Below are 13,741 nucleotides of genomic sequence, written 5' to 3'. Positions count from 1 at the left end.
CTCGGTAACTACAGCCTCGGCGCTCAGGACGACGGGACCAACCGGAGGCAAATCGAGTTGATGCAGTACCGCTGGTCGGTGGGGGTGGGGTAGCCCTCTCCGGTGAACACGTGGCCGAGGTGGCTGTGGCAGGCCGCGCACAACACCTCGGTGCGCCGCATCCCCAGCGAGTCATCCGGGCGCAGTATCACCGCATCGGAGTCGGCCGGGTCGAAGAACGACGGCCAACCGCAGTGCGACGGGAATTTCTCTGTGCTGCGGAACAATTCGGCGCCGCACGCCCGGCACTCGTAGACGCCCTGGGTGGTGGTGTCGGTGTATTCGCCGGTGTTCGGCGGCTCGGTACCGGCGCGGCGCAGCACCGCGAACTCTTCGGGGGTGAGTTTGCGGCGCCACTCGTCGTCGGTGAGCGCCACCTTGGGAGAGGTCATGCGTCCACGTTAATCCGCTTCGGCTCGGCCGTCAGCCAGGCCGGATCGATCCCGTCGTCCAGGCGGCCCTGCTCCTTGGCGTCGAGGTAGCGGTAGCACAGCACCGTGCAGATCACGATCAGCAGCAATGACCAGCCATAAGTGATCTTGAGGTAGTCCAGCGGCCGGCCGATATTCATCCACCGGAAGATGAGCCACTTGTCCAGAGTCATGAATCCGTAAATCCCCAGCCATGCCGGCCAGTTGCGCAACACCGAGTTCGGCAGCACCACGGTCATCAGGAACGGGAACAGCACGATCGAGTAGTAGCCCTGGCCCAGCGACAGCACCAGAAACGACGTGGTCAGCAGCACACCCGAGGAGGTCAGCAGCCAAAAGCGGGGGTCGTGGGTGCGGTAGTAGCGGTACAGCAGCCACAAGCTGACCGCCGCGATCACGGTGAACAACACCCGCATGAACAAGATCAGCGCGGGAGGAAGGCCGAAGAACACGCCGTTGCCCAGGATCGAGGAGTTGAAGTAGTCGCGGGTGCCCATGATGTAGGGAACCGTATGGGTGAAGTAGCTGGTCGGATCGCTGGCCAGCGGAAACGCCACCAGGTTGAACAGCAGCGGCGCCGCGACCGCGCCGATCAGCGGCCGCCACTGCCTGCCCAGCACCGGCAGCAACAGCAGCGGCGCCAGCACCGGCTTGACCACCAGGGTCAGCCCGATCGCGACACCGGCCCACCACTGGCGGCCGTGTCGGCCGTCGAGCACCCAGCGCAAGAACAGCACCTCGGCCAGCAGGATGACGCCGTTGATGTTGGTGAACACCAGCGTGCTCGACACACTCTCGGTGAGAAACATCGCGGCCAGCAGGGCCGGGGCCGCCACCGAGGTCAATCCGAAACCGAACATCCGCAGCAGCAGGTAGGCGGCGAGCAGGATCGCGATCGTGTTGGTGGCGATGAAGGTGTACCGCGACAGGGTCTCGGGCAGAAACCCGAACGGCGACATCAGCAGGGTGCCGCCGGGTGAGTACAGGTAGTGCGGGTCGACGTAGTCGAAATGCTCGTTGTAGATGTCCAGGCCGTGCCGGAAGTTCAGCACCGCGCGGTATACCGGCTTGAAGTCGTCGGTGATGTTGCCGTTCAGCGGCAGGATCACGGCACGGTGAATGACCGACATGATGGCCAGTGGCCACAGCACCGACCGCAACACGGTCGCGGTGCTCGGCGGGCTGGTGGGAGGGCGGAATGCGGTGAGCAGACTGGCGCGAAGTGAGTTCACTGCTGTCACCAGCGCACCGTACACCGAACGGGGGCGGCGCCCCGGCTCAGGCCGGGCAGTAAACGTCGGTGTCGGGTAGCTTGCCGCTGTCGAGATAGCCGATCAGCGGCGGCAGGGTGCACGATGAGTACACGGTGGCCCCGTGGCCGATGCCCTGCCACATCACCCGCTTGCTGGCCGCGCCGGCGTTGATGACGGCCGCGGCGGTGGCCGCCACGCCCTCCTCGCCGACGATCGGGTCGTTTTGCACCCCGAACAACAGCACGTCGACCTTAAGGTCCTTCGGCTGCTCCGGGGTGGTGCTGCTGGGCCAACTCAGGCACTGCGCCATGTCGAGGGCCCCGACGGCGCCGAACTGGGGGTAGAGCTTGCCCCAGGCGACCACGAGTTCCCGGACCCGGTCGGGGGTGGGCCGGTTGAGTGCGTCGGCGCACGAGTTGATGAAGTGGCCGTCGCTGCCGACCGTGCCTTGGGCCCGGTTGATCAGGTTGGTCAACAGGTTGGGGTCGCCGGCGTTGGCCGAGGCCAGCGCCTTGGCCAGGTCGTTGGTGGCGCTGACGCGGTCACCGATGGGATAGCCCAGGGCTGTCACGATCGCATGCGTCACCGCGGCCGTCGAGGCGCCGCCCGGGCCGTGCCCGGACCGGGCGGAGTCCAGCACCGCGTCGACGACGCCCTTGGGGTCCGGGGCCAGGGCGCAGTTCACCGCGACGCATTGCGCGCTGAACGCTTCGAATGCCGCCTCCTGGCCCTTGATCCGCTGCTCGGCGGCGGCCTCGGCGGCCACCCCGAGCGGGATGGGGGAATCCAGCGCCAGCCGGGCCACCTTGCCGGGATGCGATGCGGCGTAGGCCAGGGCGACCTGGGCGCCGTTGCCGATCCCGATCAGCGCCAGCGCCGGGACGTCCCAGATACTGCGCAGCCGTTCGAGGTCGGTGGCGGCGTGGGTGTTGTCGTAGGAGGACTCCCCGGGGGAGATGGAGTCGGTGCAGTCGGTGGTGGCGGTCATCGCGACGTCGCCCAGGTTGGCCACCGGGTCGTCACCGGGGGCGAATTGGGCCAGGTTCCACATCTCTTCGCGATCGGTGCGCTCCCGACAGTCCACCGGGCTCGACATCCCGGTGCCGCGCCGGTCCACGGCGACGACGGGGTGTCCGTTGAGCACGTCGGCACCGCCCCGCGCCAGCCAGGTCGGCAGCTGCAGCGACGACGGCAGGTCCCAACCGGTGGTGAAGATCACCGGCCCGGCGTCGGCCGGGGTCTGCACCGACCGGGCCCGCACCACACCGATGCTGATCGCCGAGGAGCCGCCGCCGAGCGGGTCGACGTCGGCGTCGTAGCTGGCGCAGTCCAGCCGCACGCCGGGGGTCGCGGGCACCGCGGCGTCGTTGAATACCCGTGCCGTGCAGTCATGCCAGGGCAGGTCGTTCTTGGGCACCTCGACCGGCGGGGGGCCGGCGGTGTCGGGGGTGGATTCGGGTTGACCCTGCGGGCCCGCGCCGGAATTGGTCGCGAAGCGTGGATCGGCGGCCAGCCCGGGCGCACAACCGGACAACACGATCGCCACCGGCAGGGCGGCCGCGAGCGCGATCCTGGCAAGCCTGGAGTGGCGGGTCATGCCTGCCACCTTATAGGCGGGCACTTTTGACGTAGCGGCCGTAGAGGTAGCCGGATTCGTCGGTCAGCAGATGCGCACACCGCATCCGGGTCGCGACCTCGCCGGGACCGGTGGCGATGCGCCGTGCCAGCCCCCCGACGAGAAAGGGCGCGACGGTCAGACACAGCTCGTCGAGCAGATCGCGTTCGATGAAGGAGCCCAACAGGGTTGGGCCGCCTTCGGTGAGCACCCGATAGTGTCCGCGCGCGGTTAGGGCGGACAGGACGGCCACCTCGTCGACCCTGGCCGGGTCGCCGGCCGAGCAGTCCAGGACCTCCGCGTGCCCGGCCAACCGCCGCCGGGTGTCCTCGGCCGCCGCCGTGCTGGTCAACACCAGCGGCGGCACCTCGGTGTCGGTGAAGACCCGTAGGCCCCTGTCCAGTTGCCCGGAGCTGCTGACGATCGCCAGGCCGGGCACCTCGGACTGCCCGCGGTCGCGGCGGCGCTGGCGCTCGGTGACAGTGAGCCTGGCCCCGCCGTAGTTCTCGACCCGCACTGTGCCCGCGCCGACCACCACGATGTCGGCCAGGGCCCGCAGCAGCATGAACAGCATCCGGTCGCCCGGGCCGCCGAGGTCGCCGGTCTTGCCGTCCAGCGTTGCGCCGCCGTCGATGCTGCCGATGAAATTGGCCCGCAGCCACAGGCGCGGGCTCTCCGGTTCGGGGTAGGCGTACAGCCGGGCCAGGTCGGCATCATCGACGGGCTGAGCCGCATCCAGCCGGGTGAAGCCCGGGTCGGCGCTGAGGTCGGACATGGCCACGATTGCACCATGTGGCTACAGTTCCTGCGTGCCTAACTCCGCCGCCGAGTCGATCGACCACCTGGTGGACCGGCATCCGGCAGTCTCACCGGAGCGGTTGATCGCGCAGCTCAAGCCGCCGCCGACGTTCGCCGAGGCCAGTTTCGCCAGTTACCGGCCCGACCCTGCCGAGCCCACCCAGGCGGCGGCGGTAGCGGCCTGCACCGCGTTTTGCGGGCAGGCGCTGCAACGGCGAGCCGGGCGGCGCCGACTGCTGGGCAGACGCGAAGTGCTGCCCGGAGTCGGGCTCTACCTCGACGGCGGGTTCGGTGTCGGCAAGACCCACCTGCTGGCGTCGGTCTATCGCGAGATCACCGAAACCACCGGGGGAGAGCAGCCGCATCGGACGGCCTTCGCGACGTTCATGGAATTGACCCAGCTGGCCGGTGTGTTCGGTTTCACCGAATGCATCGAGCTGCTCGGCGCCTACACGGTGGTGTGCATCGACGAATTCGAACTCGATGACCCGGGCAACACCACCTTGGTGTCGCGGCTGCTGTCGGAACTGGTGGCGAGCGGGGTCTCGATTGCCGCCACGTCGAACACCCTGCCCGAGCAGCTCGGTGAGGGGCGCTTTGCCGTCCAGGATTTTCTGCGCGAGATCCACGCTCTGGCAAGCATTTTCACTCCGGTGCGGGTCGACGGACCGGACTATCGGCATCGGGACCTACCACCGGCGCCCGAACCGCCGCCGGCGCAGCAGGTTGTGCAGCGCGCCGCGGCACTGCCCGGTGCCACCCTGGACGACTTCGACGCGCTGTGCGCGCACCTGGCCACCATGCACCCGTCGCGGTACCTGACGCTGATCGAAGGCGTCACCACGGTCTTTCTCACCGACGCGCACCCCATCGACGACCAGAACGTGGCGCTGCGCCTGGTCGCGTTGACCGACCGGCTCTACGACGCGGGCATCCCGGTGGTGGCCTCGGGGGCGAAGCTCGACGCCATCTTCAGTGCCGAGATGCTGGCCGGCGGCTACCGCAAGAAATACCTGCGGGCCACGTCGCGGCTGTTGGCCTTGAGCAGCGGCGGTTAGTGAGGCTCGACGGAGGAGAGCCGAAGCTGGGCCGCCGCATCAGACCCGGCGGTTAGTGAGGCTCGACGGAGGAGAGCCGAAGCTGGGCCGCCGCATCAGACCCGGCGGTTAGCTCACAGATTCCACTGCGCCAGGCGCAGACCGGTGTTGCGGGCGAGCATCACCACGTGAGTGACCAGCCCGCGGTAGACGTCCCAATAGACCCCGCCGGTGACGGTCGAGCCCTCCGGGGCGTTGGTCAGCACCGCGTCCAGGGTGGTCGGGTCATCGGTGTGCTTGGACACGTAGGCGTCGCCGCCGGGCGTGACACCGTCGAACGTGACTGAGGCCGCCATGATGTAGGGGTTGGGCACCGAGACCGGGTGGATGGTCACGTTCGCCCGCCACGGACCGCCCTGGGCGCGCCAGCGCGGCGAGCCGTTCTGGCCCCAGCCCGGCGGGATCTCGCTGGGCACCACGTCGTGCACGGTCACATCGGCGATGATCTTGCCGAACGCCTCGTCCTGGTACTGGATGCGCAGGGTGTCGCCGAGCCGGCCGATCGGGGCTTCCGGGGTGGTCGTGGGCGTGGCATATCCGGCGGCCGGCGCCGTCAAGGCCACCACGGTGACTACGGAAGTGGCCAGGGCCAGAATCCAGCGATGCATCATGTCCTTCTTCGATTGGTTTGTGGGCATGATGGCACATCGAGGTGGTGGGCGCACCGGCCTTGCTCAGGGGCGATCGCGAAGTGTTTCAGGGCGTCGGTCACCTCTCGGGTTCAGACTTCTCGGCGGCCGGTTTGGCGGTGATCGACTCCAGGGCCTTCGCGAGGTCGGCCTCGACCCTGTCCCGGTCCACCCCGGCGCGACGCAGCGGTCCGGTGTCGTCTTCGGATTCGAGCAGTGCCAGCAGCAGGTGCTCGGTGCCGATGTAGTTGTGCCCGAGGCGAAGTGCGGTGCGGAACGTCAGCTCCAGCGCCTTGCGGGCTGGCCCGCTGAAGGGAATCAACGCGGGCGGTTCGCCCTCGCCGGGCGGCAGGGTGACGGCGGCGGCGACGGCGCCCGGGTCGATGTGCTGTGCCGCGAGCAAGGCGGTGGCAAGGGCGTCGGGATCGTGCAGCACACCCAGTACCAGGTGTTCGGGGGTGATCTCGGCGTTGCGGGCCCGGTGGGCGGCGTTCTGAGCCGCCACCACCGCGCTGCGTGCCCGGGGAGTGAAGCGGGCGAAGCCCTGCTCGGCATCCAGGGCGGCGGTATCGGGGCGCGGGACGAACCGTTTCTGGGCGGCCTGCTTGGTGACACCCATGCACTTGCCGATCTCAGTCCACGACGCGCCAGACCGGCGGGCCTGGTCGACGAAATGCCCGATCAGGTGATCGGCGACCTCGCCGAGGTGCTCGGCTGCCAGCACGGCGTCGGTCAACTGCTCCAGGGGGTTGTCGTGCACGCCGGTGATGGCGTTGATGAGGTCGTCGAGGCGTACGGGCGGCGTCAGGGGAGTCGGTTCGGCCATATCGTCAACTTTAGGTTGACGATATGGGTTCGTCAACCGTTAGTTGACGATGTACGGGGTGGGGTCAGGAGAGCAGCCATTCGCCGAAGTCGTAGGCGAACCCCGACGACGGCGCGTACCTGACCTTCGTCGGGTTGACGCCGTGCGGTAGCGCGAACACGACGCAGCCGATCGCCGACTCGCCGGGGCTGAGGTGAAACATGCCGGATTCGAAGTTCGTGCATTCGCTGACATTGTTCAGATCCGCCCCGTAGCGCTGGCCGTCGGAACCGAACACCGAGACGTTGGTGTTGACGTCGCCGTCGATGTCCGTCGTCCCCGGGTCGGTGATCTTGAGCCGCGTCGCGATGTAGGTGGCGCCGGGGTCGCCGCCGGCCGGGGTGACGGTCGCGGGGTTGATGACACTGTCAAGGGTGACGGCGATGGTGCTGCCGTCGGCGCGGGTCAGGGTCAGGGTGTCGCCGGTGTGGCCGGTGGCTTTCGGTGTGGCGCTACTGGATTCGGGCGTCTCGATCGATGTGGGGGCCTTCGGCGATTCGGTGTGGCCCGAACACGCCGCCAGCACACCGGCGGACAACAGGGCGCCCGTCGACAGGGCGATGACGGATCGATTCATGGGGGTCATCCTTCGGTACCTTTCCGGCGACACGGGCGTTACTACCGATTGTGCTGCCTGGCCGCCGGTCGGTGGGGAACGACCCGCGATCCGGCCGGGACGGTGACGGCGTGAGGTGGCCTGCGGGCGAGCGGCAAGGGGGAGATCGGTGGTGGGCCCGCCGGCGCCATGCCCGTCCCGGAGCGAAGCGCGAACATCTCCGCCGGCAGGGCATCGGCCCCGACAACACGTGCCGGAACTCGGTGTCGACAAGGTGAAACCGTGGTGCGCGGTACTGGGATTGAACCAGCGACCTCTTCCGTGTCAGGGAAGCGCTCTCCCGCTGAGCTAACCGCGCTTAGAGCCAAGGAACGGAGGTGGAGACGGGAATCGAACCCGTGTGCACGGCTTTGCAGGCCGTTGCCTCACCACTCGGCCACTCCACCGTAAGGGGTTGATGCCACTTGACACCCTCGAGCGGATGACGGGATTCGAACCCGCGACCCTCACCTTGGCAAGGTGATGCGCTACCAACTGCGCTACATCCGCGTGCCACGAGCGAGATCGTCGCCCGTCGCGAAGCAGAACATTAGTCCACTGATGTGAGACAACACAACTTGCCCCGTCAGATCGGCGAGTCGGGCGAAAATCGCCCTGCGCGTTGGGGCGCCGGGACCGGGGCGTGCTAGTCTTCGACCTCGTTCATCCGGTCTCGTAGCTCAGGGGGAGAGCGTCCGCCTCACACGCGGAAGGTCGCTGGTTCGATCCCAGCCGGGACCACAAAATTTGCGCGGTCGTGCCGGCCGCCTTGGCCGATCTCGCCGGTTCAGATCGCTCGCACGGCGCAGGTGTTCAGGCGATCATCGGGTCGATTGCAGACCGGGGCACCAGCACGTGTAACGCCCCAGCGGAGGCGGGCAACAACACACCCTGGTCGAAGAAGAAGATCACCCCGTCGTTGACCACCGCGAAATTCTGATAGTTGGCGGGGTCATACAGTGCGGATTGCGCGATCGGCAACGGTGGTGGCGCCGCGGCGGACGTGGTCGTCGTCGCCTCTCCCGATTGTGCGGGCGGCGGTGCCAGCTGCTGCTGCAGCTCAGCTTGGACAATCGGGGCGACCGTCTTCAGCGGATCGTCCACCTGCCACAACGGCGCATGCTCCTTATCGTCGGGGGCAGGCGCGTACGTGATCGCCTTGCGGTAGGTCTGGTCCCAGTTGAATGCCTTGTACGTCGTCTGGGGCGCCCCGCCGACGCTCTGGTGCACCGTGAACACCACCGCTTGGGTGCCGCGCGGGGGAATCGACGAGGTGTATTCCGTCGGCTTGATGCTCAACTCGTACGGTGCGCTGCGAGGCGCGCCCGACTTGGCCGAGTTGAGGAAAGCCTCACGGGTCTGGGCGATGTACTCGGCGACCGGTTTCTGGTCGGGGTAGTTCAGCGGCATGCTGATGTCGACCTTGTACCCGGGGTCGGAGAGCTGGATCTCACACGTGCGGCCGGTATTGCCACCGTGGAGCTCGGCGCAGTAATCCTTCGGGGCCGCCACAGCCGCGGGCACGCAACCGACCATGGCGGCAACCGTCATGACCGCCACGCTGAAAGACCGCATGGGTGATACCTCCTAGTAAAGGCGGCAACGCGCCGCGAGCAAAGATTAGCGCGCGGCCACCCCCACTACGGCTGGTGAAAGGGCTGGCGAAAGCTAGACCATCTCGGGCACGTTCAAGTGGGCGATCGCCAAGTCGAACTCGGCGACTTCGAGCACCTCGGCGCCGGCGTCGTTGACCGCCCGGGCCCAAATCGCCTGCTCACCGCTGCGGCTGGCCACCATCGCGGCGCGGTCCTCGAAACTGATCGAGGAAACCGCCCGCCCCGAGGCCCGGTCCACCAGCAGGGTGGTGCTGCAGAAGCCGTCGAGGTCGGCCATCGCGGGTATCAGCGCCAGCTTGTAGGTGTCGATCATCCGCTCCAGACCTGCCGGGTCGGTCCGCAGCCAGGTGACCCGCACGCCGGCGTGCCGGCGGGAGCGGTGATCGCGGCGTACCGCGGCGATCTCCCAGCGGGTGATCTCGGCGGTGGCGTGGAAGATCTCGGTGGCACGGTCACATAGCTGCTGGGCGCCGGCCTCGCTGGCGCGCAGGGTGTCCTCGTCCAGCCATGACGACGTCACGATGCACCGGCCGGCGTCGCGGTCGACCAGCATGGACATGCCCGCGCAGCCGTCCATGTCGGCCAGGGTCGGCATCACCACGCCGCGAACGTGAGTGATTCCCTCATCGAGGAAGGACGGATGGGCATGAATGGTGGTTGCACGCGCGAACATATCGGCCTCCGAGTGATCGGGGCGACGCCCCGGCGGCGCCGCCGGTCCCTTCCACCATGCTCCGGCTACGCGGCGGGGACAACCCCTATCCGGCGCCTTCTTCGACGACGTCGGTCGCGTGGCGATGCTGGGCCTCCAGCTCGGCGATGTGGGCGCCGATACGTCCCCGCAGCGCGATGGTGCCGATGACACCGGCGAGCACCGCGACCAGCAACGCGACCCAGGAGAACCGGGACAGCCAGTGCTCGGCGGCCATGCCGGCGTAGTAGACCAGGGCGGTGGTGCCACCGGCCCAGCAGATCGCGCCGGTCACGTTGGCGGTGAGGAACTGCGGGTAGCGCATCTTCAGCGCCCCGGCCAGCGGCCCGGCGAAAATACGCAGCAGTGCCACGAACCGGCCGAAGAACACCGCGCTGGTGCCCCAGCGGGCGAACAGGTGTTGCGCGTAGGCCACGTGGCCGGGACCGAAATGCCGGGGAAACCGCCGGCCCAGGCGGTCGAAGAGCGGCATCCCGAAGCGGCGCCCGATCGAGTACCCGATCGAGTCACCGATCACCGCGCCGATGATCGCGGCCACCGCGACCCCGGCCGGGTCGACGGCCAAGTCATGTCGCGACGACAGCAGCGCGGCGCCCACCAACATGACTTCACCGGGCAACGGGACGCCCAGGCTCTCGATCCCGATTACACCGCCGACCAGCAGATAGACCAGCACGGGCGGGATCGACAGCAACAGGACATCCACCGACATGCGGCCAAGCATGCCTGACGCCGACCCGATACACCCACGCAGACCGTTGTCCAGCGAACATCGGATCACCTTGTAGCGTTACTCGGGCGCTCTCCGGCGGTCGAATCGAGGATGGTCAGTGGAATTCAACCTCGCCCAGGTGTTCTCGGCGGTGGCGACGGCCGTCCCGGACCGCGACTGCGTGGTCTTCGGCGACCGCAGACTGTCTTATGCCCAGATCGAGGACCGCTCCCACCGCCTGGCGCGGGCGCTGTATGAGCGCGGACTGGGCGCGCGCCGGGAGCGCTCGGAGTTGGCCGCCCACGAATCAGGGCAGAGCCATCTCGGGCTGTACCTGGCCAACGGCAATGAATACCTGGAAGGGATGCTGGGGGCCTACCACGCCCGCGTCGCACCGTTCAACGTCAACTACCGCTACGTCGCCGACGAGCTGGTCTACCTGCTGGCCGACGCCTCGGCCGAGGCGGTCATGTACCACGCGCGGTTCGCCCCCACGCTGGCCGCGGCGCTGCGGCAGGCCGGTGGCCGGCTGCCGCCGATGCTGTTGATCCACGTCGACGACGACTCGGGTAACGAACCGCTGCCCGGCGCACTGCGCTACGAGCAACTGCTGGCCACCACCTCAGCCACCGCGCTGGATCTGCCGCTGTCGCCGGACGACCTGTACGTGCTCTACACCGGCGGCACCACCGGCATGCCCAAAGGCGTGCTGTGGCGCCAGCACGACATCTTCATCAGCGCGATGGGTGGCCGGGAGGTCGGCACCGGCGCCGTTCCCACCAGCCTGGAGGAGATCGTCGAACGCGCCCGCGCCGCCGGGCCCGCGAGCTCGATGACGGTGGCTCCGCTGATGCACGGCGCCGCCCAGTGGGCCGCGTTCATCACGCTGCTCGGCGGGCGACCGTTCGTGATGTCGGCGATCACCGAGCGGTTCGACCCGGTCGCGACCTGGGAGATGGCGGCCAAGGAGCGTGTCATCTCGCTCTCGATCGTCGGTGACGCCTTCGCCCGGCCGCTGGCCGACGCGCTGGAAGCTGGCGGTCCCGAGCTGGCCGAACGCCTGGCGGGCCTAGCCGTGTTGGCCAGCGGCGGTGCCCCGCTGACCGTGCCGCTCAAGAAACGGATCCTGGACCTGCTACCGAACCTGTCGATCCTTGACGCCGGCGGCTCCTCGGAGACCGGGGCGCAGATGGCCCAGACCACCAGCCGCGGCCAGGTCTCGACCGGCCGGTTCACCCCGAACCCGGGCGCGGTCGTGGTCAGCGAGGACATGACCCGCATCCTGCGGCCCGGCGACGACGAGATCGGCTGGCTGGCGCAACAGGGTCATGTGCCGCTGGGCTACCTGGGCGACCCGGAGAAGAGCGCGCGCACCTTCCCGGTCATCGAAGGCATCCGGCATGCGGTCCCCGGTGATCGGGCCCGCTGGGATGCCGACGGCGGCATCGAGCTGCTCGGCCGCGACTCGGTGACCATCAACTCCGGCGGCGAGAAGATCTACGCCGAGGAGGTCGAGGCCGCCGTCGCCCGGCATCCGGCCGTCTACGACGTCGTGGTGGTGGGCCGGCCCAGTCCGCGGTGGGGCCACGAGGTCGTCGCCGTGGTGCAGCTGGCCGAGGGGGCCGAGGCCGACGCCGATGCCATCGTCACCGAGGCGGCCCGCTACATCGCGCGTTACAAGCTGCCCAAGGACGTGGTGTTCTGTGAGCGGGTGCAGCGCTCGCCGTCGGGAAAGGCCGACTACCGCTGGGCCACAGCGCAGGCGGCGGCGGTCCATACCTAGCCGAACCGGGGCTTGCGCTTCTCCCGAACGGCGGCCAGGCCCTCATGCACGTCCGGGCCGGAGAAACCGAGGAACTCCAAACCCAGTGCGGTCTCGAAGGCCGGCGCAAACTGCCGGTACCAGTAGTTGAGACTGTGCTTGGTGAACCGGATCGCGTCCTGGGCGCCGTGCGCCAGGTCATCGGCGATGCGCGTCGCGGTCGCCAGCACCTCCTCGTCATCGACACATTTGGAGACCAGCCCGATCCGTTCGGCCTCCTCGCCGTGCAGCGTCTCGCAGGTCAGCAGGTAGTACTTGGCCTTGGCCATGCCCACCAGCAGCGGCCAGCAGATCGCCGCGTGATCTCCGGCGGCCACGCCCAGCTTGGTGTGGCCGTCGATCAGCCGGGCGGTGCGCCCGGCCACCGAGACGTCGGAGAGCAGCGCAACCACCAGACCGGCGCCGACGGCGGGGCCGTTGATCGCCGAGATCACCGGCTTGGAGAAGTTGACCATGTTCAGCACCAGGTCGCGGGCCTCCCGCAGCACCTGCATCCGCCCGGGGTAGTCCCCGATGGTCTTCTCGATCAGCTCGAAGCTGCCGCCGGCGGAGAAGGCCTTGCCCTCACCGCGGACCAGCACCGCGCGCACCGCGTCGTCACGTTCGATCGCCGGCCACACATCGGCGAGGTCGCGGTGCATCTGCGGGCCCACCGAATTGAGCCCGGGCGCATCCAGCACCATCTGCAGCACACCATTGTCGCCGGGCTCGAGTCGAAGGGTGGGGAAGTCGCGGTATCTGTCGGGCATCAGTTGTTTCTACCCGACCGTCACCGGTGCGGTCTAGCGCCGGGAATGGTTCTCCGCGCAGAAACGCGAATACGGCTGGTATGCAAAGGCTTCCGACGAAAGAGCGTCCGCGGCCGGAGTCAGTCCGCGACCGGTCGACCGTACCGCCCGCCTGACCGGTGCCGCTGGATCAGCCGGTCGCCATCAGGTTCAAGAACTGGCGTTTCTGGTGAATCGTCAAGTAGCGCAAGCCATCTGGCCCGGAAATGAACTGTCGCCGGGATCGCCTGGGCATCCACAACAGCGCGCCCGAGGTCAAATCGACGGTGCCCAGTTCGGTGGTGAGCCGTCCGCTACCGGACAGCACGTGGATCAGGGCGTCGATTTCGGGGCCGACGTGCATGCCGGTGTCCTGGCCCGCCGACAGGCTGGTGACGTCGGCGTCGATCTCGCGGCTCTGGACGTCGAGCTTCCAGACCACCCCGGCCGGGTCGGGTTCCACGCCCTCGCCGGTGGTCGTGGTGTCGGTCAGAATCCACGGCACCGCGGTCGAGGAGAGCCGAGAGATTCTGGTCCGCCACAGCGCGCCGCGGTCACGGCCCTTCTCCAGGTACTCCCACCCGTAGCTACCGGGATGCTCGCGTTCGAACTCGAGGCGCAAAGGTTCAGGTTCGTGGTCGTTGAGCAGCACAAACGACTCACCGACAGCCAGTTTGGCGAAGGTCGCGAAGATCGTCTTGTGCTTCTCCGGTTTGGGTAGCACCCGGGCGTCGAGTTCGGCCTCCGGCATTAGGCCTGCCTTTCTAGTTTCTACAAAATCCCTTGTGTA

The 13,741-nt window shown here is 68.2% G+C and carries 14 protein-coding genes and 4 tRNA genes; 3 read left to right on the top strand and 15 right to left on the bottom strand.

Features of this window, described 5'->3' with window-relative positions:
• Window positions 1-23 precede the first annotated feature (23 nt).
• From msrB to BST28_RS15025, 4 genes are read right to left on the bottom strand one after another with little or no spacing between them, the layout of a single operon-like run.
• Window positions 24-431 (bottom strand): peptide-methionine (R)-S-oxide reductase MsrB, encoded by a 408-nt coding sequence (gene msrB / locus BST28_RS15040; protein WP_083081683.1) that lies wholly within the window; start codon window positions 429-431, stop codon window positions 24-26.
• Window positions 428-1,726 (bottom strand): arabinofuranan 3-O-arabinosyltransferase, encoded by a 1,299-nt coding sequence (aftC, locus tag BST28_RS15035; RefSeq protein ID WP_083081681.1) that lies wholly within the window; start codon window positions 1,724-1,726, stop codon window positions 428-430. Before aftC ends, msrB begins: the two co-directional genes overlap by 4 nt.
• Window positions 1,727-1,748: 22 nt before the next feature.
• Entirely contained in the window at window positions 1,749-3,320 is a 1,572-nt protein-coding gene (locus tag BST28_RS15030) for an alpha/beta fold hydrolase (RefSeq protein WP_109560714.1), read from the bottom strand.
• Window positions 3,321-3,330: 10 nt separating this feature from the next.
• The gene (locus BST28_RS15025) at window positions 3,331-4,113 is read right to left on the bottom strand and encodes a pyrimidine reductase family protein (RefSeq protein ID WP_019736117.1); all 783 of its coding nucleotides are present in this window, start codon (window positions 4,111-4,113) and stop codon (window positions 3,331-3,333) included.
• Between BST28_RS15025 and zapE the strand changes: the two genes are divergently transcribed.
• Window positions 4,112-5,194 carry a cell division protein ZapE gene (zapE, locus tag BST28_RS15020; protein WP_083081677.1) on the top strand — a complete coding sequence of 361 codons (1,083 nt, stop codon included), beginning with the start codon at window positions 4,112-4,114 and terminating at the stop codon, window positions 5,192-5,194. The two genes, BST28_RS15025 and zapE, sit on opposite strands and share 2 nt — an antisense overlap.
• Before the next feature lie 113 nt (window positions 5,195-5,307).
• Here zapE and BST28_RS15015 read toward each other — a convergent pair whose 3' ends face one another.
• From BST28_RS15015 to BST28_RS14990, 6 genes are all read right to left on the bottom strand, one after another.
• On the bottom strand, window positions 5,308-5,841 hold the full coding sequence (locus BST28_RS15015; protein ID WP_065288421.1) for a hypothetical protein: 534 nt from the start codon (window positions 5,839-5,841) through the stop codon (window positions 5,308-5,310).
• Between the two features lie 100 nt (window positions 5,842-5,941).
• On the bottom strand, window positions 5,942-6,688 hold the full coding sequence (locus tag BST28_RS15010) for a Clp protease N-terminal domain-containing protein (RefSeq protein ID WP_083081675.1): 747 nt from the start codon (window positions 6,686-6,688) through the stop codon (window positions 5,942-5,944).
• 64 nt (window positions 6,689-6,752) lie between these two features.
• Window positions 6,753-7,304, bottom strand: coding sequence for a DUF4352 domain-containing protein (locus tag BST28_RS15005; RefSeq protein WP_234808297.1), 552 nt, complete (start codon window positions 7,302-7,304; stop codon window positions 6,753-6,755).
• A 262-nt stretch (window positions 7,305-7,566) separates the two neighbouring features.
• Window positions 7,567-7,641 (bottom strand) — tRNA-Val (locus tag BST28_RS15000).
• Window positions 7,642-7,658: 17 nt separating this feature from the next.
• Window positions 7,659-7,729, bottom strand: a tRNA-Cys gene (locus tag BST28_RS14995).
• A 30-nt stretch (window positions 7,730-7,759) separates the two neighbouring features.
• Window positions 7,760-7,832, bottom strand: a tRNA-Gly gene (locus BST28_RS14990).
• A gap of 159 nt (window positions 7,833-7,991) precedes the next feature.
• Between BST28_RS14990 and BST28_RS14985 the strand changes: the two genes are divergently transcribed.
• Window positions 7,992-8,063, top strand: a tRNA-Val gene (locus BST28_RS14985).
• A 72-nt stretch (window positions 8,064-8,135) separates the two neighbouring features.
• Here the strand turns inward: BST28_RS14985 and BST28_RS14980 are convergent.
• The 3 genes from BST28_RS14980 to BST28_RS14970 all read right to left on the bottom strand — a co-directional run bounded on the left by BST28_RS14980 (window position 8,136) and on the right by BST28_RS14970 (window position 10,362).
• Window positions 8,136-8,897 carry an esterase gene (locus BST28_RS14980; protein WP_083081673.1) on the bottom strand — a complete coding sequence of 254 codons (762 nt, stop codon included), beginning with the start codon at window positions 8,895-8,897 and terminating at the stop codon, window positions 8,136-8,138.
• A 93-nt stretch (window positions 8,898-8,990) separates the two neighbouring features.
• Window positions 8,991-9,611 carry an antibiotic biosynthesis monooxygenase gene (locus BST28_RS14975; protein WP_019736123.1) on the bottom strand — a complete coding sequence of 207 codons (621 nt, stop codon included), beginning with the start codon at window positions 9,609-9,611 and terminating at the stop codon, window positions 8,991-8,993.
• An 85-nt stretch (window positions 9,612-9,696) separates the two neighbouring features.
• Window positions 9,697-10,362: a DedA family protein gene (locus tag BST28_RS14970; protein ID WP_083081671.1), complete on the bottom strand. Its 666-nt coding sequence runs from the start codon at window positions 10,360-10,362 to the stop codon at window positions 9,697-9,699.
• Window positions 10,363-10,480: 118 nt separating this feature from the next.
• On the opposite strand from BST28_RS14970, the gene BST28_RS14965 reads away from it, so the two are divergent.
• On the top strand, window positions 10,481-12,145 hold the full coding sequence (locus BST28_RS14965; protein WP_019736125.1) for an acyl-CoA synthetase: 1,665 nt from the start codon (window positions 10,481-10,483) through the stop codon (window positions 12,143-12,145).
• On the opposite strand, the gene BST28_RS14960 is transcribed toward BST28_RS14965, so the two are convergent.
• Together BST28_RS14960 and BST28_RS14955 are read right to left on the bottom strand one after the other, a co-directional pair.
• Entirely contained in the window at window positions 12,142-12,933 is a 792-nt protein-coding gene (locus BST28_RS14960; protein ID WP_019736126.1) for an enoyl-CoA hydratase/isomerase family protein, read from the bottom strand. The two genes, BST28_RS14965 and BST28_RS14960, sit on opposite strands and share 4 nt — an antisense overlap.
• A 169-nt stretch (window positions 12,934-13,102) precedes the next feature.
• Window positions 13,103-13,702: a DUF2249 domain-containing protein gene (locus tag BST28_RS14955; RefSeq protein ID WP_019736127.1), complete on the bottom strand. Its 600-nt coding sequence runs from the start codon at window positions 13,700-13,702 to the stop codon at window positions 13,103-13,105.
• Between the last annotated feature and the right edge of the window lie 39 nt (window positions 13,703-13,741).

This window comes from Mycolicibacter kumamotonensis, from assembly GCF_002086285.1.
Classification (GTDB): domain Bacteria; phylum Actinomycetota; class Actinomycetes; order Mycobacteriales; family Mycobacteriaceae; genus Mycobacterium; species Mycobacterium kumamotonense.
The sequence above is the reverse complement of the archived record's forward strand: the minus strand, read 5'-3'. Positions and strand labels throughout refer to the sequence as shown.

Bases quoted from the DNA above. Each gene is read 5' to 3' on its own strand.
- msrB (WP_083081683.1), bottom strand. From the start codon at position 431: ATGACCTCTCCCAAGGTGGCGCTCACCGACGACGAGTGGCGCCGCAAA.
- BST28_RS15030 (WP_109560714.1), bottom strand. From the start codon at position 3,320: ATGACCCGCCACTCCAGGCTTGCCAGGATCGCGCTCGCGGCCGCCCTG.
- zapE (WP_083081677.1), top strand. From the start codon at position 4,112: ATGGCCACGATTGCACCATGTGGCTACAGTTCCTGCGTGCCTAACTCC.
- BST28_RS15025 (WP_019736117.1), bottom strand. From the start codon at position 4,113: ATGTCCGACCTCAGCGCCGACCCGGGCTTCACCCGGCTGGATGCGGCT.
- BST28_RS15015 (WP_065288421.1), bottom strand. From the start codon at position 5,841: ATGCATCGCTGGATTCTGGCCCTGGCCACTTCCGTAGTCACCGTGGTG.
- BST28_RS15010 (WP_083081675.1), bottom strand. From the start codon at position 6,688: ATGGCCGAACCGACTCCCCTGACGCCGCCCGTACGCCTCGACGACCTC.
- BST28_RS15005 (WP_234808297.1), bottom strand. From the start codon at position 7,304: ATGAATCGATCCGTCATCGCCCTGTCGACGGGCGCCCTGTTGTCCGCC.
- BST28_RS14980 (WP_083081673.1), bottom strand. From the start codon at position 8,897: ATGCGGTCTTTCAGCGTGGCGGTCATGACGGTTGCCGCCATGGTCGGT.
- BST28_RS14975 (WP_019736123.1), bottom strand. From the start codon at position 9,611: ATGTTCGCGCGTGCAACCACCATTCATGCCCATCCGTCCTTCCTCGAT.
- BST28_RS14970 (WP_083081671.1), bottom strand. From the start codon at position 10,362: ATGTCGGTGGATGTCCTGTTGCTGTCGATCCCGCCCGTGCTGGTCTAT.
- BST28_RS14960 (WP_019736126.1), bottom strand. From the start codon at position 12,933: ATGCCCGACAGATACCGCGACTTCCCCACCCTTCGACTCGAGCCCGGC.
- BST28_RS14955 (WP_019736127.1), bottom strand. From the start codon at position 13,702: ATGCCGGAGGCCGAACTCGACGCCCGGGTGCTACCCAAACCGGAGAAG.